Annotated in this window: 17 protein-coding genes; 6 read left to right on the forward strand and 11 right to left on the reverse strand. The window is 67.9% G+C overall.

Going from position 1 to position 22,151, the window contains the following annotated elements; all coding sequences use genetic code 11:
• Window positions 1–2,199 carry a cyclic nucleotide-binding domain-containing protein gene (locus GC150_05255; protein ID MBI1384297.1) on the reverse strand — a complete coding sequence of 733 codons (2,199 nt, stop codon included), beginning with the start codon at window positions 2,197–2,199 and terminating at the stop codon, window positions 1–3.
• A gap of 141 nt (window positions 2,200–2,340) precedes the next feature.
• Complete coding sequence (locus GC150_05260) at window positions 2,341–3,246, reverse strand: NAD-binding protein (GenBank protein ID MBI1384298.1); 906 nt, start codon at window positions 3,244–3,246, stop codon at window positions 2,341–2,343.
• Between GC150_05260 and GC150_05265 the strand changes: the two genes are divergently transcribed.
• Entirely contained in the window at window positions 3,203–4,162 is a 960-nt protein-coding gene (locus GC150_05265; protein MBI1384299.1) for an NAD kinase, read from the forward strand. The two genes, GC150_05260 and GC150_05265, sit on opposite strands and share 44 nt — an antisense overlap.
• Before the next feature lie 27 nt (window positions 4,163–4,189).
• On the opposite strand, the gene GC150_05270 is transcribed toward GC150_05265, so the two are convergent.
• Window positions 4,190–5,143, reverse strand: a complete 954-nt coding sequence (locus GC150_05270; protein ID MBI1384300.1) for a lytic transglycosylase domain-containing protein — start codon at window positions 5,141–5,143, stop codon at window positions 4,190–4,192.
• A gap of 181 nt (window positions 5,144–5,324) precedes the next feature.
• Between GC150_05270 and GC150_05275 the strand changes: the two genes are divergently transcribed.
• Both GC150_05275 and GC150_05280 read left to right on the forward strand, forming a co-directional pair.
• On the forward strand, window positions 5,325–5,786 hold the full coding sequence (locus tag GC150_05275; GenBank protein ID MBI1384301.1) for a MaoC family dehydratase: 462 nt from the start codon (window positions 5,325–5,327) through the stop codon (window positions 5,784–5,786).
• Window positions 5,787–5,836: 50 nt separating this feature from the next.
• Complete coding sequence (locus tag GC150_05280; GenBank protein MBI1384302.1) at window positions 5,837–6,745, forward strand: CoA ester lyase; 909 nt, start codon at window positions 5,837–5,839, stop codon at window positions 6,743–6,745.
• A 13-nt stretch (window positions 6,746–6,758) separates the two neighbouring features.
• Here the strand turns inward: GC150_05280 and GC150_05285 are convergent, their stop codons facing one another.
• The 4 genes from GC150_05285 to GC150_05300 all read right to left on the reverse strand — a co-directional run bounded on the left by GC150_05285 (window position 6,759) and on the right by GC150_05300 (window position 11,112).
• The gene (locus GC150_05285) at window positions 6,759–7,388 is read right to left on the reverse strand and encodes a redoxin domain-containing protein (protein ID MBI1384303.1); all 630 of its coding nucleotides are present in this window, start codon (window positions 7,386–7,388) and stop codon (window positions 6,759–6,761) included.
• Between the two features lie 5 nt (window positions 7,389–7,393).
• On the reverse strand, window positions 7,394–9,736 hold the full coding sequence (locus GC150_05290) for a thiol:disulfide interchange protein (GenBank protein MBI1384304.1): 2,343 nt from the start codon (window positions 9,734–9,736) through the stop codon (window positions 7,394–7,396).
• A gap of 142 nt (window positions 9,737–9,878) precedes the next feature.
• Entirely contained in the window at window positions 9,879–10,478 is a 600-nt protein-coding gene (locus GC150_05295) for a flavin reductase family protein (GenBank protein MBI1384305.1), read from the reverse strand.
• Window positions 10,479–10,515: 37 nt separating this feature from the next.
• Window positions 10,516–11,112, reverse strand: coding sequence for a nitroreductase (locus tag GC150_05300; GenBank protein ID MBI1384306.1), 597 nt, complete (start codon window positions 11,110–11,112; stop codon window positions 10,516–10,518).
• Between the two features lie 315 nt (window positions 11,113–11,427).
• Here GC150_05300 and GC150_05305 point away from each other — a divergent pair, with 315 nt between their 5' ends.
• Window positions 11,428–13,437 (forward strand): hypothetical protein, encoded by a 2,010-nt coding sequence (locus GC150_05305; GenBank protein ID MBI1384307.1) that lies wholly within the window; start codon window positions 11,428–11,430, stop codon window positions 13,435–13,437.
• Between the two features lie 247 nt (window positions 13,438–13,684).
• Entirely contained in the window at window positions 13,685–15,355 is a 1,671-nt protein-coding gene (locus GC150_05310) for a hypothetical protein (GenBank protein MBI1384308.1), read from the forward strand.
• 56 nt (window positions 15,356–15,411) lie between these two features.
• Here the strand turns inward: GC150_05310 and GC150_05315 are convergent, their stop codons facing one another.
• Together GC150_05315 and GC150_05320 are read right to left on the reverse strand one after the other, a co-directional pair.
• A complete protein-coding gene (locus GC150_05315; protein ID MBI1384309.1) occupies window positions 15,412–16,158 on the reverse strand; it encodes a hypothetical protein in 747 nt (248 codons plus the stop codon).
• A 209-nt stretch (window positions 16,159–16,367) separates the two neighbouring features.
• On the reverse strand, window positions 16,368–16,841 hold the full coding sequence (locus tag GC150_05320) for a hypothetical protein (GenBank protein MBI1384310.1): 474 nt from the start codon (window positions 16,839–16,841) through the stop codon (window positions 16,368–16,370).
• Between the two features lie 259 nt (window positions 16,842–17,100).
• Here GC150_05320 and GC150_05325 point away from each other — a divergent pair, with 259 nt between their 5' ends.
• Window positions 17,101–18,048 (forward strand): hypothetical protein, encoded by a 948-nt coding sequence (locus GC150_05325; protein ID MBI1384311.1) that lies wholly within the window; start codon window positions 17,101–17,103, stop codon window positions 18,046–18,048.
• Between the two features lie 24 nt (window positions 18,049–18,072).
• Here GC150_05325 and GC150_05330 read toward each other — a convergent pair whose 3' ends face one another.
• Both GC150_05330 and GC150_05335 read right to left on the reverse strand, forming a co-directional pair.
• Window positions 18,073–19,164: a glycerol acyltransferase gene (locus GC150_05330; GenBank protein ID MBI1384312.1), complete on the reverse strand. Its 1,092-nt coding sequence runs from the start codon at window positions 19,162–19,164 to the stop codon at window positions 18,073–18,075.
• Window positions 19,165–19,332: 168 nt separating this feature from the next.
• On the reverse strand, window positions 19,333–21,951 hold the full coding sequence (locus GC150_05335) for a TRAP transporter fused permease subunit (protein MBI1384313.1): 2,619 nt from the start codon (window positions 21,949–21,951) through the stop codon (window positions 19,333–19,335).
• Between the last annotated feature and the right edge of the window lie 200 nt (window positions 21,952–22,151).

The raw sequence follows: 22,151 nt of genomic DNA on the forward strand, positions 1-22,151 counted from the left end.
TCAAAGGAGCGCGGCGACCTCGCGATTGGCCGTGTCGAGGCGGTCCGCGAGAACGCGAACGATGAACTCGAGAAACGCGATCGCCAGTGCGGGCGACGTCTGGCGCATCGCCTCGAACCGCTCGCGGGCGAGCGTGTAGACCAGCGTCTCCTCTTCCGCGACGACCGTGGCCGCACGCGGGCTGGAGCGAAAGAAGCCCATTTCGCCAACCACCGTCCAACCGGACATCCGCTTCAGCCTGACGAGACGGCCGTCCGAGTCGCGAATCACGATCGCCACGCGACCCGAGACGACGAAGTCGATGCTCTCGGCCGGGTCGCCCTCTTCATAGAGGACCGTTCCGGCCGCGATTTCCCGGCGCTCGAGGTGCTCGACGAGGCCGCTGTCCGGGCCGGCTCCGAGTTGCAAGGCCAGCCAGTCGAGGAAGGCACCCGGCGCGTGCGGCGCGATCGATAGCGACTTCAACAGTTCGTCCTCGCACCACTCGATCGCCTCGTTGCGGCTCTGCATGGCGCGGTGGCGTTCGCCCGCGGCAAAGAAGCCGGCGCGCTTCATGGTCGCCTCGACGGCCGCGCTCATGCCGGCAAAGACCAATGTCACCCGGGCCTTGTCGGCATGGTTGCGCAGCTTCTTGAGTGACAGCAGCGCCGAGCTGTCGAAGCCGGCCACGCCCCGGCAGTCGAGCACCACGAAACGCAGGTTCGGCTCGCGCTGGTTGTCGATCATCTTGCGAATGGCCTCGAAGACGCGGTTCGAGGAACCAAAGAAGATGAAACCGTCCAGCCAGAAGACGTGGATCGCACGCCCGTGATTGTGCAGCGCCTGTGCTTCGGCCTCGGAACGCTCGACGTTCGAGGAGAGTTCGGCGCGGGTCAGGTGACGGCGCACGACCCCGATGCGGCTGTAGCTGACCGCAAAGAGCAGCGTCGCCCCGACCAGGCCGGCCACCACGCCGACCAGATAGCCGAACCAGACGATGACCGACATGATCAGGAGCGTCAGAACGAAATCCGTCCAGGTGCGCTCGCCCGGAGCCGCGCGGAAGGCCTGAGCCAGGATGACCAGGCCGAGATAAACGAGGAGCCCGGCAAGCACAGGGGTCGGCACGATGCTGGCGACGTCGAGGCCGGAGACGACGTCGAGCAGCAGTGTCACAGCCGCCACCAGCCCCGAGAGGCGGGTGCGCCCCCCCGCCTCCTCGATGAGAACGCTCGCCTGCAGCGAGAGATTGCCCGCTACGCCACCGAACAGTGCCGCGACCCCGTTGGCGAGGCCGTTGCTGCGGTATTCCCGATCGAGATCCGCGCTTTGGGCACGCGCCACCTCGAGGCTCGTCACATCGAGCAGCAGCGCCACGGCCGTCACCCCGGCAACCGCCATGATCTCGACCCCGGCGCCGGCGAGGACCAGCCAATCGATTTCACCGCCGGCCACGGCGAGTATGGGCCACCATCCCGAGCCACCCGTTCCCGAGGAGAGGAACCAGGCGTCGCGATCGATGCCGGGCAGCAACGCCAGGACGACATGCAAGAGCGCCGTCAGGGCAAAGAAGACCGCGGGGAGTACGAACTGACTGTCGAAACGCAAGCGCGCGGCAACGAGCAAGCCCGCCACGAGAAGCGAGACGAGCAACTGCAGGCCACCCGAGGTCAGGGGCGGCAGTCCGGACTCGAGCTCGCGCCCCGTCGCCACCTCGATCGCACCGACCACCATGAGGAGACCCGAGGCGGCGAGAAAGCCGCCGATCACCGGGTAGGGAACGAAACGAAGGGTCTGTCCGAGGCGCAGGCCGCCAATGAGATAAAACACCGCGCCTGAGATGAGCGTGCTGAGCGTGATCGCCATCATCACGTTGGCGATGACCGAGGGCTGCCCGAGGCCAGCGGCAAAAAGCGGCGCGGCCACGGTGGCCGCGAGCACGCTCATGACGGCAACGGCGGGCGTATCCGGGCCGGCGTCGGCCGGCGGCAGACTGGTCGTGAGCGCAACGATGGCGCCGACGATGGCGGAGCCGACCAGGAGCGCAGTCAAGCCCATGCCAAGGCCGGAGATCAGTGGTCCTTGGAAAATCAAAGCGCTGAAGGAAATGCAATAGGCCACCGTGACCAGCGCGGAGATCATGCCGGCAATGCCATCGCGCAGCCCGAGGTCCGGCGGCAACGCGGCGAGCCGCTCGCTGAGGTGGAGGCGTTGAGGCACCTGATCGCCCTGTGTGGTGAGCGCAAGACCGGGACGCGGACCGGAACCGGCAGGTCGTGCACCGGGACGCGCCTTCCTGCCACGCCCCCCGGCGCCTGCCAAGGTGGCAGCGCTTGGCTCGCAAGGGGTGCGCCGGCTGGCTCAGGCCAGGCCGTTGCGGCGACGCAACTGCCTCCATGCCGCATTGTGGTCGAGTTCGCCGTCGCCCTCGGCGACGAGATCGCGATAGAGGGAAAGCGCCTCGCCCGCCATCGGCAGCCGTAGGGAAAGCCGGTCGGCGAGCGCGCGAACGGTCTCGAGGTCCTTCAGCTGGATCCGCGAAGGGCCACCGGCGCGAAAATCGCCAGAGACCATGCGTCGACCATGGTTCTGGAGAATGGGGGAATCGGCAAAGCCTCCCGCCAACGCATCGACGAGCGCATCCGGCCGTCCGCCGCCCTTCTCGACGAGGAGGAGCGCCTCGGCGACCGTCGCGATGGTGGCGCCGACGATGAGCTGGTTGGCGAGCTTTGCCAGGGAGCCCGCGCCTGCCGGCCCCATGTGGGTCGGGCGGCCGAGCACCTCGAGCACAGGACGGGCGGCAGCGAAACCCTCCGCGCTCCCGCCCGCCATGATGACGAGGCGTCCGTCCCGAGCGCCGGGTTCACCACCCGAGACCGGGGCGTCGAGATAGGCCATGGCCTTCTGCGCACAGAGCCTCGCCTGACGCTCGGCGGTCTCGACGGGGATCGAACTCATGACCACAACCAGAGCTGGTGGGCGAGCGGCGGAAAAGACCGTGCCTGGACCGGCAGCAGCCGCACCGCCGGTGCCGAGAACCTCGTCGCTCGCCGGCCCGTCGCTCACCATGACGATCACGAGGTCGGCGCCATCGGCGGCGGCGGCCGGGGTTGCGGCGGGCGCGACAGCGTGCGCAGCGAGCGGCGCGAGCTTGTCGGGGGTCCGGTTCCAGGCACGCACGCGATGGCCGGCCGTCGCCAGCCGCCGGGCGATGTGCCCGCCCATGATCCCGGTGCCGATCAGACCAATTGTGCGCGTGGCAGCCATCGATGTCTCCTCCCGGTGCGCCTCGTGGTGGAGACGGGTGCGCCATCGCGGCACTTTCACCCGTTCCACGCTTGGCCTAGACCATACGCGCAAGCGAGGCCCGGCGGGAGCGGCCAGTCGGGTCCACGGCTCCGGAGTGCGCGTTGTGGCGAAATTCGACAAGCTGGCCTTCGTCGCCAGCCAGGCTCCCGATGCCGAGGAGAGCCGGCGACGCCTCGTTGCGCGCTACGGCGAGGTGCCCGCCCGCGAAGCCGATGTGATCGTCGCGCTCGGCGGCGACGGCCTCATGCTGCAGACGCTGCACGCCACCATGCAATCGGGGATCCCGATCTACGGTATGAACCGCGGCTCGGTCGGCTTCCTGATGAACGACTACGACGAGGAAAACCTGCGGGAGCGCCTCGAGCAGGCGGACAAGAGCATCATCCATCCGCTGCGCATGCGCGCGATCGATGGCGGCGGCACACACCATGAAGCACTCGCCATCAACGAGGTTTCACTGTTCCGCCAGACCTATCAGGCGGCAAAGCTGCGCATCTCCATCGACGGAAAGGTGCGGATGAGCGAACTCGTCTGCGACGGGGTGCTGGTTGCAACGCCCGCCGGCAGCACGGCCTACAATCTCTCGGCGCACGGCCCGATCCTGCCGATCACGGCACCGCTGCTCGCCCTCACCCCGATCAGCCCGTTTCGGCCGCGGCGCTGGCGCGGCGCGATCCTGGCGAACCGCGCACGCATCTCCATCGACGTCATAGAGGCCGAGAAGCGGCCGGTGAGCGCGGTGGCGGACCATTCCGAATTCCGCTCGATCGAGCGGGTGGAGGTCGCCGAGGACGGCTCGATCGAGTTGCCGATGCTCTTCGATACGGGGCACGCCCTCGAAGAGCGCATCCTGACCGAGCAATTCCAATACTGAGGCGGTCGTCGGCCGGTCTCGGCGTCTTCAATTCAGAGCGGCGCGAAGGTTGACGGCGGTCACGCTCGCCTCGCTGGCGAGACCGAGACCATTGCGCAGGAGCGAGCCGAGGGTATCGCCGGCCGGCCGCGTGGCGGGGTGGGCCGTACCGCGGCCGACGAGGGCAGCGGCGGAAGTGACCTTCGAAGTCCCTTCGGGGCTCGCTTCGGCGGGCTTGCGCAGCGGCGCTGGCGGCGTTGGCGCGCGGACGGCGAGGCGGCGGACATAGCGGTTCGCGTTGCCGGGCTTGGTGGACTCTGTGCCCGATGCCGGCAGGTGATTGAGGATGATCGTGCGCCAAGCACCGCCGGTCCCGCCCCGGGCGCCGGGCTTGCCGGTGCCATCGTAGCGATGCACGAGCAGATGATAGACCTCGGCAAGCGAGCGGGCACGACCCTCATCGTAGAAGATCGAGGGGTTGGCTTTGGCAGCCTGAGGAAAGGCCCGGTCGGCACGCTGGGCGGGGCGCGCGCTCTTCATCTGGACGAGGCGGATCGCATCGTGTGGCCCGAGGAAGTGGGCGACGTAGAGTTCGCCCGCCGTCGGCTTGCGGCCGATGCCGTCAGCGAGGGTTTCGGCGTTGCGCCGGGTGTAGGCGCCAGCGAGCAGGGCGGAAATCCGCGGGTCGTTGCGCAGGTCGAGGATGCGCTGGCGCTCGCGCGCCTCGGGTACGTAGTAGCGGCCGTTGCTGGTCTTGAAGATCCCGGCGGCGATGTCGCCGAGGCCGAGGCTCGGCCCATCCTCCTTGAGCGTCATCAACCAGGTCTCTTCGATGAACTGGAAGAGTCCCCGCGCGCTCGACGTCCTGGCGGCCGCCCGGGCCTCGAAATTGCTCTCGCGGGCCGCGGTCATCAGGAGATAATCATAGTCGGCGCCGGTCGCGCTCGCGGCTATCGAAAGCGCCATCGCGATCTGGTAGGGAACTTCGAGAACTGACGACACGACGACGAGGCCTCCTGAACCCACCGGCAACGAGCACGCGCGCAAGTCACCGAATTTCGGCGCTCTCGCTTGACCGTTACCCTAAGGGCACATCCTTACCAGCTGCTTAAACGGTGTCCGAATTCGGCACACCCGCTGGTCAGGACCGGGTGCGCCCGCCAACAGCGATGGAGCACACAGCATGAAGGGCCTACATTTCGAGGAGTTCGAGGTCGGGCAGATCATCGAGCATGGCATTCGGCGGACGGTCACGGAAATGGACAACACCCTCTTTTCCGCGCTGACCCACAATCCGCAGCCGCTGCACATCGATCGTCACTTCTGCGAGACGCAGACCGAGTTCGGCCAACCGCTGATGAACTCCTTCTTCACGCTCGGGCTGATGGTGGGCATTTCGGTCAACGACACGACCATGGGGACCACGATCGCCAATCTCGGCATGACGGACGTGAAGTTTCCGGCGCCACTCTTTCACGGCGATACGGTGCACGTGACGACCGAGGTGGCCGGCAAGCGCGAAAGCCGCTCGCGGCCCGACGCCGGCATCGTCGACTTGATCCACCGGGCCTACAAGCAGGACGGCACGCTGGTTGCCCAGTGCACGCGCCAGGCCTTCATGCGTCGCCGCCCGCCCGCCGCCTGAGGCGCAACAGCGGGTCGAGGTCAGCGTTCACAACAAGCGAGGATCGAGCGATGCGATCACTGCTCTTCGTGCCGGCAGACAGTGAGCGCAAGCTCGCCAAAGCGCTTTCGAGCGGGCCGGACGCGCTCATTCTGGACCTCGAGGATTCGGTCGCCACCGCGCGCAAGGCCGAGGCGCGAACGATTGCGGCCGAATGGCTCGCCGGTGCCGGGACAGGATGCGAGGGAACGTGCCTGCTCGTGCGCATCAACGCGCTCGACACGCCGTTCTGGCAAGGCGATCTCGACCGGTTCGTAAGGTTGGGCGCGGGCGGCGGTGGGCGAGGGGCCATCGAGGGGATCATGGTGCCAAAGGTGCGGGCGGCGGCGGACCTCGGCCTCCTGTCGGACACGCTCGCGACGCTCGAGCGCGAGCGGGGGCTCGAGATCGGGACCACCCGGCTCCTGGCGCTGGTCACCGAAACGCCCGGCGCGGTGCTCGCCATGCCGGGGTTCACGGACCTGCCAGACCGCGTCTCGGGTCTGACGTGGGGGGCGGAGGATCTGAGCGCGGCCGTCGGTGCGACGACGGCGCGCAAACCGGACGGCACCTGGACGTCGCCGTTCCAACTGGCCCGCGATCTGACGCTCTTTGCCGCGGCTGCTGCCGGGCGGCCTGCCTACGACACGGTCTTCACCCAATACCGCGACGAGGCCGGCCTTCAGCGCGAGGCCGAGGAGGCGGCGCGCGACGGCTTTTCCGGAAAGCTCGCCATCCATCCGGCGCAGGTGCCGATCATCAATGCCGCTTTCACGCCGTCGCGGGGCGTGATCGAGCAGTCGCGCCGTATCGTCGAGGCCTTTCAGGCGGTCGACAACCTCGGCGTCGCCAGCCTCGATGGTGAGATGATCGACGTGCCGCACCTCAGGCGGGCCGAGCGCATTCTGGAGCGCGCACGGCTCGCCGGTCTCGGCGACTGATACGACCGTCCTTTCAGGAGCCGTATTTCACGGAGCAACCGTACGGACGCGTGACAGCCGGGTCGGGTGCGGCGCCGGACGCCATCGAGCGCAGCGCGTCGCGCACGTAATTGCGCGCACCGGCAACGTCGGACGTGCGCGTCGTCGGCTTGTCGTCGATGGCGCCCATGTAGGTGAGCGTGCCATCGGGCGAGATGACGAACATCTGCGGCGTGGTGCGGGCATCGTAGAGGCGGCCGACCTTGCCCGTCGGATCGAGGAGGACGGCGGTCGGGGCGGCCTTGCGCGATGCGGTCAATTCGTCCGCCTCGAGGCCGGCGACGTAGCCCTGTGTGCCGGGTGCGGAGGAAATCACGGTGAGCCAGACGGAACCCTCGCCGACCGCATCACGCTGCAGGTCCTGCATGTTGCCGGAGTTGTAGTGCTTGCGGACGTAGGGGCAGTCGTGATTGCTCCACTCGAGGATGACATTGCGGCCACGGTAGTCCTCGAGACGCACGGCCTTGCCGGCGCTGTCGAGGAGTTCGAAGGCGGGCGCCGGGCGGCCAACTTCCGGTGCGGCCGTAGCCGAGGCGCTGGCGAGGACGAGAAAGCCAGCGGCGGACAGCGCAGCCCTGGTGAAGAACCTCACGGATTCCAGCATGGTGATCACTCCTGTTGCTCCGTCGACGGTCCCTTGCCGAGCCGGAGGCGACCGTCGGCGGCGGTCGAGGCCGCGATACGCTCGAGAAGCATCTGCTCGGTCAGGATTTGGGGGAGGACGTCCGGCACACCCGCCGAACCTCTTGGAAAGAAAAGATAGAGGGGCACGCCGGCCCGGCCGTGGCGCTGGAGAACCTCGGTTATGGCCCGATCCTGCCGCGTCCAGTCACCCTTGAGATAGACGACGCCGGCATCCGCGAAGGCACGCGCGACACGCTCCGAGGAGAGCGCGACGAGTTCGTTCACCTTGCAGGTGATGCACCAGGCGGCGGTGAAGTTCACGAAAACGGGGCGGCCTTCGGCAAGGAGGGCTTCGAGGCGGGCGCTCGAATAGGGCTCGGCGAGGGGGCCGGACGTGCTCGCGCCGCCCGGGCGCCCGGCAACGACCGCGCCAGGGCCGCCGGCAAGCTCGCCGCCACTGCCCTCGACCAGCGTGGCGCCCGCGAAAAGGCTCGCCGCGATCAGCACAACGGGGGCCGTGCGCCAGACACGGGCGGCCTCGCCGAGCCGGCCGTGGAGCCAAGCCGCAAGAGCGACGGTGACGAGCACGACGGCGGCCGCGATGACCCCCTCGCTACCCGCCTGGATGCTGAGGACCCAGACCAGCCAGCCGACGGAGGCATAAAGCGGGAAAGCGAGTGCCTGCTTCAACGTTTCCATCCAGGCCCCAGGACGCGGCAGCAACCGCGCGAGGCGGGACGAAAACCCGAGCGCCACGATGGGCAGGGCGAACCCGACGCCGAGCGCAAGGAGAATGACGAGCGCCTCGATCGCCGGGCGGGTCAGCGCATAGCCGAGCGCGGCGCCCATGAAGGGTGCGGTGCAGGGCGTCGAGGCCACGCTCGCCAGGACACCGGTGAAAAAGGACCCGGACAGCCCGGGGCGCGCGGCAAGGCCGGAGCCGAGACCGACGAGCGAGCCGCCCACCGTGAAAACGCCCGAGAGGCTGAGGCCGAGCGCCATGAAAAGTGCCGCCATGGCGAGGACGAAAAACGGGGACTGGAACTGGAAGCCCCAGCCGAGCGCGAGGCCGGCCGCCCGCAGCACGAGGAGGAGAACTCCGAGAGCGGCGAATGTCGCCAGTACACCAGCGCCATAGGCGAGTGCCTGGCGACGGCGCTCGCCGGTGCCGTGGCCGGCCTTGCCCGCGAGCGAGAGGGCCTTGAGCGAGAGGACGGGAAAGACGCAGGGCATCAGGTTCAGCAGCACCCCGCCGAGCACCGCCAGAAGCACCGCTTCGACCATGGCGATGAAGCCGCCGGCGGCATAGCCCGAGCCGGCGGCCGGGCCCCGGGCCGGTCCGAGTGCCAGAGGCGCGGCATTCGCCGAGGCCGAGAGCGTGAAGCCGTGCCGCGCCGTCGTTTCCCCGGCGCCGGCGGACGCCGGGCCGGCGAGACGCTCGGTGACGACGAGGAGCCCTGCGAGGCCGTCGAGCGCCTCACCCTTCAGATCGCCCCGCGCCAGGGTCAACCTGAAGCCACCCTCGTGCCAAGCGAGGCGCTGGCTGGCCGGGTGGGAGATCAGACCCCAGCGATCAGGAAAGAAATAGAGGTCGGTGATCCGGCCAGGGTCCAATTCGGTGGCGGCGACGGAGAGCGCGACGGTCTCGGGGCCGACCTCGATCGCGGTCGCCCAGGGCAACGGCGTCGGCAGTTGCCGGCGGGCAGTGTCGAGAATGCGCGAAGCCTCGGCGACCGGGACGCCGCCCTCGACGACGTGGCCACCGCCCGCGCGCGAGCGGAACTCGAGGGCCGCCTCGCCGGCCTCCGGAATGCAGATCTCCTCGCAGACCAGGTATTCGGCCTGGACGGAAACCGTGAAGCGATCAGGCAGCGCCCCGGCCGCCGGCGTCACCTCGACCAGGAGAACGGCCTCGTCCTTGTAGCCGAAATTCACCAACGGACCGACAGGTACGGCATGAGGCAGCGGCCAGTGGATGTCGCTCGCCGAAAAGCCTTCGGGCAAGCTCCACTCGAGCCGCGTCGGCTCGCCGCTGTCGCCGGGATTGCTCCAATAGGTGTGCCAGCCGGGATCGATGCGCTGGCGCACGGCGAGCCAGAACGGGCGGCCCGGCGCCACCTCGGTGCCGTCGGCGACGAGATCGATGGCGACGCGGCGCGGCGGGGCATCAGCGTCGGCCGCCGCGCCAGCTCCAGAGGCGCCCAGCGCGAGCAGTGACAGCAAACCGAGCAGCGCCAGGGCCCCGGCAACGAGCGCGCGCGCACCAGTGATCCAGCTCTCGGCCCGATGGCTCGCCCGTCCGGTCTCTCGCGCCAGTCGACTTGACATGAACCCTCTCGCTCGCTCCGCCGCGATCGATGACGACGCCAATCGGCGACCTGCCGGAGCCCGCTTTACATAGCCGACCGAGGCCGCGATCGGCAGGGGCCCTCACGACGTCTTGATGGCGATGGCATGCGCCGTCGGCGGGTCAGGAGCCCGGGCGCACCATGCTGAAGACCTCATCGACCACGGTGTAGTCGTGATAGCCGAGCCGGGCGATCGGGCGAGCGCGCTCGATCACGACCCTGCCGGCCTCCAACAGACCGTCGTCGATGTGGATGCCGACGACCTTGCCGATCACCATGGCATAGGGCATCGCGGACCCTTCGGCGGGGAGTTCCACCGTGCGCTCATAGACACATTCGAGGGCGACGGGGCTCTCGGCGACGCGCGGCGGGCGAACGAGGCGCGAGGGGGCGGGCGTCAGGCCGGCCAGCTCGAACTCGTCGACCTCGGGCGGCACGCTCGCCGACGAAACGTTCATGGCCTCGCGCAATGCCCACGTCGCGAGCGAACAGACGAATTCGCCGGTCTCCTCGCAGTTGCGCTGGCTGTCCTTGCGGCCGGCCGAGGCGAACATGACGTAGTGCGGCCGATCGCCGACCGCATTGAAGAAGCTGTAGGGTGCGAGATTGCGGGTGCCATCGGTTGCGAGGCTCGAAATCCAGCCGATGGGACGTGGCACCACCAACGCCTTGAAGGGGTCGTGCGCCAGCCCATGGTCGTTGCGGATCGCGTCGTAGAACATCCAAAGCCCCCTCGTCGGCTCGCGCTCGCAGCGCCTTTCAATCACCCACGGCCACCTGCGGCGCACGCCAGAGCGTGACCTTTCGCTCGAGATCGGGGCGCGGCCGGTCGATCGGCCGCTCCGATGGGGTGCCGACATAGATGAACCCGGCGACGCGCTCGTGCGATGCAAGACCAAGCAATATCCCGGCTGCCTCGCTGTAGCTCAACCATTCCGTCACCCACTGCGCGCCGAAGCCGAGCGCGGTCGCCGCGAGCAGGATGTTCTGGCAGACCGCGCCCGCCGAAAGGGTCTGCTCCCAGAGCGGGACCGGGGCATCCTGCACCGGTGAGGAAACCACGCAGATGACCGTCGGCGCCCGCAAGAGGCGGCCAGCGTCCTCTTCCAGCGATTTCGCCTCGCGACCACGCGATTCCTCGAGAGCCGCGATGCCGGCCAGCAACTCGCCGAACTGGCGACGCGCCTCGCCCTCGAAAACGATGAAGCGCCACGGCTCGAGCTTCTTGTGGTCCGGCACTCGCGCCGCCGCGGTCAGGATGATTTCGAGCGCCTCGTCGCCGGGTCCCGGCTCGCCCAGCCATTTGGTCGAGACCGAGCGGCGCGTCAGCAAGAGCTCGATGGCGTCTTGGTTCATGTCGAACTCCAGGGAAAGCGGGGCTTGCCGGCTTCGCTTGTGGCGTTTGCGTGGATATATGATGGTGCACCGGAACTCGACCGGAAAGTGTCGAGCCAGCAATGCGGGAGCGGACGAAGGATGCGTGTTTCGCCGAACCTCGAGCCAGACCGCAGGGCACCCGCCCCTGCCCGCAACTGCCGTCGCGCTCGATCGCCACGGTTCGGCTGGCGCCGGGCGACTGGCCTGCTGCTCGCATGGGGCTTGGTGGCGGCCTCGTCGGTCGTGTCCGGAACCCCGGCCCAAGCTCAGCGGGACCAGAGCCGACCGGCGACCGTGATCGTTTTCGATGGCTCCGGCTCGATGTGGGGTGAGTTGGACGGCGTGAACAAAGTCGGGGCCGCGCGGGCCTCGATCATCGAGCGCCTTCCCGCCGCGGCCCGCCGGCTGGATCTCGGACTGGTTGCCTTTGGTCACCGGCGCAAGTCCGACTGCAGCGATGCCGAATTGCTGCGCCCGATCGCCCCGGGGGGCGCCGACGAACTCGGCCAGCTGCTGGCAGGCGTCAGCCCGCGCGGCAGAACGCCACTCGCGACAGCGCTCGATGTGGCCGGGCAGGCGCTCGAAGACCGAGGGGCGATCGGCGAGGAAACGGCCACAGCCGGTGGCGATGGCGACGACGCCCAGGGGCCACGCAGCGAGCTGATCCTGCTGGTTGTCGATGGCTTCGAGAATTGCAAGCGCGACCCCTGCGAAACGGCCAGCGAGCTGCTCGAGCAGCGCGCGGGGCTGCGCATAGAAGCGCTAGCGCTCAACCCCAAGGACGCCGAACTCGAAGGCCTCGCCTGTTTCGGACGTGGCGAGCGCAGCCGGCTGACGGTGGTGCGCTCGCGCGGCGATCTCGAGGAAGGGCTCGACCGGGTCCTGAAGTCACCGCAAGACGAGGTTCGCCCGGTCGCCGTTCCCGTCACACCGCCAGCACGGCCAACGGGTCCGCCCCGTCTCGTGCTGTCGGCCGTGCTTGCCCCCGACAACATGCCGATCGACGAGCCGGTGCAATGGCGTGTCGTGGCGCTCGACCAGGAAACCCGTGAGCGGATGGTGGAAGCGAGACGGCTCGGCCGGCAGGCGAACCAAGCCGCGCCGGCCGGCTCGCGGCGGAACGGAGCCGATCAGGGCCCCGACAGCGACGTGCTCTTCGCCGGCACGGCCATCAACCCGGTGCTCGATGCGCCCCCCGGGCGCTACCGTGTCGAGATCGGTCATGGCCTTGCGACCGCCGGCATCGAGGTGGAGGTCGCGGAACTCGGCGATACGCGTATCGAGGCGGCGATCGAGGCGGCAAAACTGGCGCTGGTTGCACACGCCAACCCGGGCAGCCCGCTGCTCGACGGTGTCTTCTTTACCCTCCACGGCGCGCCGGACAGCGAGACGAGCGAAATTTTCACCATGAGCCGCGAGGTTCAACCGCAATACGTCCTGCCACCGGGCTCCTATCAGGTGAGTGCCCAATACGGCCTCTCACGCACCGAGACCACGGTCAGTCTGTCGCCGGGCGACGATCGGCACGTCGAACTCTACCTCTATGTCGGGGCGCTCGCCGTCAGTGCGGACGACGGCAATGGCGGAACCCTTGGAAATGTCCTCTTCATCGTCGAGGAAGACGATCCGGGCGCGGCGAGCGGACGGCGCGAAGTGGCACGATCGGCGGCGCCGAGCCCGGTCTTCACCCTTCCCGCCAATGTCTATCACGTGACGGCGACGCGCGGCCTCGCGCAGGTGCGCCGGACCTTCACCGTCCAGCCGGGCCAAGTGACGCGGCGGCGCCTCGAACTGGCCGCGGCGACCATCGACGCTGCCGCCCGCCTCGGAAGTGAAGGCGCTCCCCTCGTCACGGGCGTGACATATCGGGTCTACCGCGAGGGTGAGGCCACCGATGGCGAAACGTTCACGCCCGTGCTGACCACGGCGCGACCGAAGGCGACCCTCGAGCTCACACCCGGACGCTACCGGATCGTCGGAACACTGACGCCGGGCAATGCGCTGGCGACGACGAGCGTCCGGCTCGGCCCGGGTGACCATGCCGACATCACGCTCGTCTATGAAGCCGGCGAGGTAGCCCTTGCGCTCAGCGACCCCAACGGCCTCAAGATCGTCCGGGACGTCTACTGGCGCGTCGTCGATGCGCAGGGCCGTCCCGTCTGGCAATCGGGTAGCCTCGAGCCACGGGCGTTCCTGGCGCCCGGCCGGTACACTGTCACGGCCGAGCACCGTGACCGGGCGGTGACCGCGGACATCACGGTGGCCGCCGGCGAAGCCAAGGAGATCGCCCTGACTTGGCGATGATCGCAACCGGACGGTCGGGCCTTACGGCAGCAAGTCCCGCAAACACGGGCAATGCACGCGAAGGAGGAATCTGGCAGGCTCTTGCGGACGTGATTTCGCCATCCCGGACTGGCATGCCGAGCCGGCACTGGCTGGCGAATCGCGACCCGAACCATCTCGGCTGCCAGCCATGGCGGAGGCGGTCGGGGGCGGGGCGGCACGAGGCTGCAGTCGCAGCGCAGTCGAGGCGGCCGACGAACGCCAGCCAATGGAACAACTTCAACCCGGCCGAAACTCCGTGACAGCGCACCCCTCAGACCAATCAGAGCATCGCGCCGGAGCCACCGGGACGGCACAACTGCGTCCATCGGCGAAGCTCGGCGCCGCCATCCTGGTTGGCCTGATCGCAGCCGTGGTCGCGCTCGGCACTGTCGCCGGCCCGCTCGCCGCGCAGGTTGCGACCGAGAGGGCCCGCGCGATCCTCGTCATCGAGTCCAGCGAGAGCATGGCGAACGATCTTTCGGGCGTGCGCGCCTTCGTTGCCATGGGCAACGCGCTGGCGGCGAATTTCGTGACGTTCGACGGCTCCATCGACATGGGGCTCGACGTGATGGGGCAGGACGCCTGCACCGAACCGCGCACGATGCGCCCGGTCGGGCCGCTCGAGGCGCTTGCATTCGCCAAGCCCGTCAGTGCGCTGCGGCCGGCGGGGCAGGCGGCGCTGACGCCGGCGCTGCTGGCGGCTGCAAGGCGGCTCGGGGGGGAAGCCGCCGGATCACGCAGTCTCATCGTGATCGGGACGGGGGCCGATTCGTGCTCGCCGACGCCCTGCGCCGTGTCCGATGAACTGGCGCGGGACCATCCTGGCCTCGAGGTTCATACGATCGCATTTCCGAGCGGAGGCGCGGACAATACCGCCCTCGCCTGCATTGCTCGGGCGACAGGTGGCCTCTATCGGGCAGCTGGCACGCAGAGCGAACTCGCCGCCGCGCTCAATGCGGTTTTCACGCGCGCGCTGGCGCGCCGAGACGACGAAAGCGCGGCCAGTGCCGCATGGGGCACGGCCGTCGTTGCGCCGCCCAAGAGCGCGGCGGCCAACTGGGACGTGCGCACCAATCAGACCGCAACCGAGCCGGTTCCGCAGGCCCCCGCCACGCCAGCGGCAGCGCCGGCCCGCACCCTGCAATTGCGCGCGATCCTCAACGAAGGCGGGCCGCAGATTCCTTCCGGCCTCGTCTGGCGGGTGTTTTCGGCTGGCAGCAATGCCAGTGCGCTCAATCTGGTGGCGACGGCCAAGGAAGCGACCCCACGGTTCGCTCTTCCGCCGGGCGACTACCTGGTGAATGCTTCCTATGGGCGGGCACACGTGACCAAGCCACTGAAGGTCGCGCTCGCGGACGGCAGCCCACTGGAACTCGAACTCGTACTCAATGCCGGTGGCTTGCGGGTCAACGCGGTCGCCACCGACGGAAAGCCGATCCGCGAACGGCGCATGACGTTCGATGTCTACCTCGACGAGCGCAACCAGTCGGGTGAACGGCCGCTGTTGCTCTCCGACGTCGCCGGTGGGCTGATCGTCAGGCTCAACTCCGGACTCTATCACGTGGTCAGCAGGCTCGGGGATGCCAACGCCACCGTCGCCGCCGACGTTTCGGTCGAGGCCGGTAAGCTGACGGAGGTCACGTTCTCACACAACGGCGGACGGATCACATTCAAGCTGGTGCAGACTCCGGGAGGCGAAGCGCTCGCCGATACCCGGTGGCGGATCGTCGATGCGGCCGGTGAACTCGTCAAGGAAACGGCCGGGGCACTACCCACGCACATCCTTGCGCCCGGGAGCTATACCGTGACCGCGATCCGTGGCGAGCAGAGTTATCAGCGCACCTTCACGGTCGCTGCCGATGCCGTCGGCGAGGTCGAGGTCGTCGCCAGCCAGTGAGCGCCGCAAGCCGGGCAGGAAACACGGCCACGCGCATCACGGCGCCGATCCGGAACCTAGAAATCGTCCAACACCCAGTCCGTCGGGCATTGTACGCGGCGCATGCGCGCATCGGCGATCCGCTCGGCGTCGGGTCGGCCGGCACCGGAAAACAGGCGGCGGGCGAGTTGCCAATGCTCGCATGCGCTGGTCAGATCACCATCGCGCTCGGCGAGATCGCCGAGATTGAGGCGGGCGAGGGCCTCGAGTTCGGGGTCACGGAGAGCGTGGCACACGACGAGGGCGCGCTGGAGGGCGTCTCGGGCCGGTACCAGTTGGCCACCCGCCAGATATTCCTCACCCTGCTCGATGAGGAGACGCGCGAGGGTCGGTGAGTCGCCGAGGCGCTCGGCCCGCTCGAGAGCGGTTTCGGCGTGCTGGGCCTTCGTGCGAGCAGGCAGGGGCTGCTCGTCGGGCTCCCCCGGCGATGGAACCTCGTCGGGCTTGCCTGGCGCCTCATCCCCGTCGCCCGGAATCTGGATCTCGTCGATCTGGCGCTCGCGCCGTGGCCCGGGCCTCGCGGCGACCGGTCTTGCGACCGCCGGCGCGCCATTGCCGACCTCGAAGCCCACGCCTCCGCCGTTCGCGACGGCGCCGTTACCGTCCAACGGCTCGCCGGGCACGACCGTCCCGTCCGGCTGCGACGCGGTGCGATCCGGCGTTTTCTCGTCCTCGGCTCGCGGCTCACGCACCCGGCGCGTGCGGCCCGCTGTCAGAACGACGACGAGCAGCACGACGACCAATGCGACGATGAGGATGGACATCGGGGGCACCTTGCGGTTCGCGAGCTTGCATTTGAGACCGGGGGGACGCGCGAAGCAAGGTGGCGGGGCGGGCGCCGGCAGGTCGCGCCGCCCCGGACATTGGATGATACAGACCAGCGACGATGAGGCCCCGTCGCGCCTCGGGGGCGACGGGGCCTCGTCGATCATGCCTTGCGATCAGGTCTGGCGATCAGGTCTGGCGATCGCTGTCACGTGCAGCGCGTGCGCACGCGCACCGTCAGCGCGTTGTTCAACTCGTTGGCCTCCTCGATCCGGTTGCGCGGATCGGCGATGACGCGCAGGCGCCGCGAGCCATCGTAGTCGACCTTGCTGCGCAGGGTCCCGATGTTGACCCGGATCGAGATGGATTCGCCCGGATCGAGCGCCTTGATGCGAACCTCGGCATCCTTGAAGCCGGCGTCCGCGAGGTCCTGGACGCGCAGGATCGGCGAAATCCAGAGGGCCTTGGAACGGGTATGGCCACGGTTCTTGATGACGACGTCACCCACGATGGCGGGCGAGAGGGCGTTGCAGCGATCGGTCGAATAGAGTTCGACCGACTGGATCACGAGATCGGGCCGCAGGTCGTGGCGGGGCCTGGCCTCGGCCGTGGCGACAGTGGCGAGGGCGCCACCAGCGGCAACGAATGCGGCGAGTGCAAGGGTGGTGATGGGCTTCGACATGTGCTGACCTCCTGTTGGATCGAGACGGGGAGGGGGGCCTTGCGGCTCGGCGCGCCACCTCGTCTCAACGTGAAGTCAGTTCTGCCGCCTGCGGGCTGAATGGTGGTTGAACGAACCTGGGCGGCAATGCGGCGGGCGGTCACGGGTGAGTGAGGCGGCGCAAGCGAAAGGTGCCCAGGAAACGGAGGGCAGGGCCGGCAATCGCGTTGTGCGAACGGCGACTCGCCGCCAGTCTGGGGGCTGATCGGTGGAGGCTGCCATGCTCGAAACGATTCCGCGCTCAAGCTTCAGGACGGTGCTCGCCGATCCGCCGTGGCAGTTCCAGAACCGAACCGGAAAGATAGCGCCCGAGCACCGTCGCTTGTCGCGCTACGGCACGATGAGTCTCGACGAAGTGCTGGCGATGCCGGTCGCCGACATAGCCGATACCCCGGCACATCTCTACCTCTGGGTTCCCAACGCCCTCCTGCCCGAGGGGTTGCGCGTCATGGCCGCGTGGGGCTTCGACTACAAGAGCAACATCGTCTGGCACAAGATCAGGAAGGACGGCGGTCCGGATGGGCGCGGTGTCGGCTTCTACTTTCGCAACACGACCGAACTGGTGCTGTTCGGCGTGCGCGGCAAGAACGCTCGCACTCGCCAAGCCGGACGACGGCAAGTCAACATCATCAAGACCCAGAAGCGGGAGCACTCTCGCAAGCCCGACGAACTCTACGACCTGATCGAGGCGTGCAGCCAAGGGCCATTCCTGGAGCTGTTTGCTCGCGGCCCGCGGGCGGGCTGGACCGTCTGGGGCGATCAGGCCGAGGACTATGCGCCGAGTTGGGCGACCTATGCGAACCACTCGGCCGCCGGTTCGGACCTCGGCGAGCGCACCGGATCGAATGTCGTCATCCCGAGCGCAGCACAGGGCGGGCGGGTGGTGCGCTCGCTGGAGGAATCCGAGATCATACGAAAGCGCACCGTCGCCAATTGCCTGGAGCCGGAGGAATTCATCGGCACGGCTCTCCGACAGGCCCCCGGAAACGCGGTCACGGCCATCGATGCCCTGGCGGCCTATCGAACGACATGCTCGGCCAGGGGGCTCAATCCGGTTCCGCAACTCGCGTTCTGGAGGTCGCTCAGCGCCAAGGCGCCCCTGCTCGGTGCCGTCAAGGTGACGCGTGACGGCCGGGTGACGTACGTCGGGGTGGGACTCGCTGCCTAGTTGGCACGCTTGGCGAGGGTGGTGTCACGCCGCGTCGCGGTCGTCACCACCGTCACTCTTGCCCTTGATGCGGCGCACGCCGCGCTGGATGCGGTCGGCGACTTCGTGGCGTTCCGGAATGGCGTCGACCGCTTTTTCCTTCAAGCGCTTGACCTTTTCGACCTGGTCCCTGGCCTTGCGCTTGATGTCCTCGCGGTCGGGGATCAACTCGCTCGCCTTGCGGCGGATACGGCGGATCGCCTTGATGGTCTTGAGGCGGCGGCCGCCGCGCTCCTCGACGACCTCGTTCGTCACCTCGAGTTCGCCGAGCGCGTGAACGCGATCGTAGAGCTCCTGCATCAGCTCCTTGCGGTCGTCCTTGTGGGTGAGTTCGTCGAAGGGGACCACGTCGCCAATGCGAACCTTGCACACCGAGCCGGCGAAGCGGCGGAATTCCGAAACGAGCAGGGAGAGCCGAAGTGTGAGGCTGAAGCGGCTGACGAGGTGGAAGATCCAGCTGTTCTGGCCCTCGAAGTAGACCGGCAGCACGGCGGCCTTGGCCGACATGATCATGCGCGCCGTGAACATCTTCCAGGGCAACTCCTCGGCCTTGCCCCAGGGGGTGTGCGCCGTCGCCACGCCACCGCCCGGGAAAACCACGATCGTCCAGCCCTTGGCGAGGAGGTCGAGCGCCTCCTTGCGGGTTTCGATGTTGAATTTCATCGCCTCCTTCGATTCCTCGAAGTCGACGGCGAGCGAATAGGGCAGGATCTCCGGCACCTTGGTGAGGTCGCGGTTGAGCAGGACCTTGTAGGGCCGGCCGAGCTGCTCGGCGATAGCGAGCGCGGCGATGCCGTCGCCGATGCCGAACGGGTGGTTGGCGACGATGACGAGGGGCACGTCGGGCGCGATGACCGGCGGCCAGTGACCGGACTTGATCGCCAGCTCGACGTTGATGAGCTTCAGAAGGTCGCCCATCACACGATCGGAGTGGCCGACGATTTCGGTGCGCCAGATCTGATAGAGCGGGAGGAATCGGTGCCGGCCGGACAGCGCCTCGATGGTCTCGACCATCTTGCGCTTCCACCAGGGGTCCTTCGGATTCGCGTAGCTCAGCTCACGGAACTTCGTCACCATCGCCCCACCTCTCAGCAGGCACGGCCACTCGCCGCTCGTAACACAGTGCCCTCAAGTTGCGGCCCGTCGTCGCCACCGCAGGCTGAAAGACGGCATCCGAGCACCGAATCCCCGAGAGAGCAAGCGTTCTGACGTGGTTGCATCGGCCGACCAGCCATGCCGTCCGGTTCAGAATGCCGGTACGGTCTGGCGTCGGCGCTGCGCAAGAATCACGATCAGGAGCAGCAGAAAGGCCGGAATGTAGAAGACCTGCCTCGGCATGCGCTCGGCCGGCGTTTCGATGCGCGTGATCTCGACCGGGTTGTCGCCGTAGAAGTCGAAGCCCTGGAGCGACTGGAAATAGCGCGAGCCGGGCAACGGCTCGTCGAGCAGCGCCTTGCCGGCTTCCTCGCGCACCAGGAGTCCGGCCTGGGCGAGCCGTTCGGAGCCCGACCCCGCCGCGCCGAGGGCGACGATGAAGGTCTTGGTAGTTTGTTCGTCGGGCCGGTCGAAGTCCGGGCCTTCGATCACGAGGCGCAGGCTTTCACCAGCGCCGGCCGCACCCGCCAGGCGAACGACCTCGGCACCCGGCCGGGCATCGAAGGGGGCGGCGATCTGGTCGAGCCAGAAGCCCGGGCGAAAGAGCGTGAAGGCGACCAACAGGAGTGCGAGCGTCTCCCAGAGGCGGCTGCGGGCGAAGAAGTAGCCCTGCGTCGCGGCCGCGAACACCATCATGGCAACGGTCGCAACCACGAAGACGACGAGGCCCTCCAAGAACGTGACATCGATCAGGAGGAGATCGGTGTTGAAGATGAAGAGGAAGGGCAGGAGAGCGGTGCGGATGTCGTAGGCAAAGCCCTGGAGGCCCGTGCGGATCGGGTCGCCCCCCGAGATGGCGGCGGCTGCGAATGCGGCAAGCCCGACAGGCGGCGTATCGTCGGCGAGAATGCCGAAATAGAAGACGAAGAGATGGACCGCGACGAGTGGTACGATGAGACCGGACTGGGCGCCGAGGGAGACGATCACCGGCGCCATCAGCGAGGAGACGACAATGTAGTTGGCCGTCGTCGGCAGACCCATGCCGAGCACGAGGCTCATGACGGCGACCAGCAGCAACATCGCCATGAGGCTGCCGCCGGAGAGGTATTCGACGAACTCGCCGATCACCTGATGGGCGCCGGTGAGCGAGACCGTGCCGATGATGACACCGGCAACGGCCGTCGCAACGCCGATGCCGATCATGTTGCGGGCCCCGGCCACCATGCCGGAAACGAAATCCGACCACCCCTGGCGGACCCCGATGGCAAGGCCGCCCTCGCCGCGCAGAATCCGCTTCAGGCTGTGCTGCGTCAACACGATGAAGATCATCGCCATCGCCGCCCAATACGCCGAGAGGGTCGGGGACAGCCGCTCGACCAGGACGCACCAGAGCAGGATGACGATCGGCAGCACGAAGTGAAAGCCGGTGACGGCGACCTCCCAAGGCCTCGGCAGGGCGAGCAGCGGGGCGTTGGGATCATCCATCTCGAGATCGGGATGGCGGGCGGCGAGCCAGAGACAGACGAGATAGGCAAGGAGGAAAAGAATGGCGACGGTGGCGAGCGTCAGGCCGGGCACCGCCGTCTTGATCCAACCGAGCCCGTAATAGACCACGACGGCGAGGACCATCATGGCGAGGAAGCCGAAGAGCACGCTCGAAAGACGCGCGGCGAGGGTGCCGAGCGGGGTCGGGCGCTCGAGGCCCTTGAGGCCCATCTTCAGCGCCTCGATGTGCACGATGTAGACGAGGGCGATGTAGGAGATCACCGCCGGCAGGAAGGCGTGCTTGATGAGTTCGGAATAGGCGACGCCCGTGAACTCGGAAATGAGGAACGCCGCCGCGCCCATGACGGGTGGCATGAGCTGGCCGTTGGTCGAGGAGGCAACCTCGACGGCACCGGCTTTTTCCGCCTTGAATCCGGTGCGCTTCATGAGGGGGATGGTGAAAGTCCCGGTGGTCACGACGTTGGCGATCGAGGAGCCGGAATACACACCCGAGAGTGCCGAGGCGACGACGGCGGCCTTGGCGGGACCGCCGCGCAAGTGGCCGAGAAGCGCGAACGCAAGCTTGATGAAGTAGTTGCCAGCGCCGGCCTTCTCGAGCAGCGCGCCAAAGAGCACGAAGAGGAAGATCATCGAGGCCGAGACGCCGAGCGCGACGCCGAAGACACCCTCGGTCTGCATCCAGAAATGCCACAACGCCTTGCCGAAGGACGCCCCTTTCCACTGGATCGCCTCCGGCAGGAACGACATGTGTCCGAAAAAGACATAGAGGACGAAAACTCCAGCGACGATGACGAGCGGGAGACCGAGGGACCGAAAGACCGCGATCGCGATCGAGATCATGCCGATCGTCGAGATCGCGAGGTCGGCCGTGGTCGGCAGGCCGGCACGGCGCCCGATCTCCTCGCGCAGCACGAAGAGATAAAGGCACGAGAGCGCCCCAGCCGCCGCGAGCAGCCAGTCGTACCAGGGAACGTGCTGGCGCGGACTGGAGCGAAAAAGCGGATAGGCCAGCATCGCCAGAACGAGCGCGAAGGCGAGGTGGATCTGGCGTGCCTCCTGGTTGTTGAAGACGACGTTGAGGCCGGTCGCCTCGCTCAGCCAGAAGGGAACCGCCGATGCGATGTAGAGCTGGAAGAGAGACCAGACGAATGCCAGGACCAGAATGACCGATCGGGTCAGGCCGCGCGGTTCACGTCCGCCCGTGTCGACCTCGGAAGCGATGCGTTCGGCCTCATCGATGGATCGGGTCTCGGCTTGGCTCATCGCGGTCACTCATGGCTGGAAGGCGGCCGGCCCTCGAGAGCCGACGCAATGGCTGGCTCAGGACCCGAGCCCGTGCGCCGGATTCACCACCGGAGGGATGCACGAGAGTCGCCGCCGCGGGAGGCCGGGCCGAGCTGGGCGGCAACCCGTCGATCGGGCACTCCGAAGTTGGACGAATTGGGGTTGCTCGCCGACGAACA

This window comes from Hyphomicrobiales bacterium, from assembly GCA_016125495.1.
Lineage (GTDB): Bacteria > Pseudomonadota > Alphaproteobacteria > Rhizobiales > RI-29 > RI-29.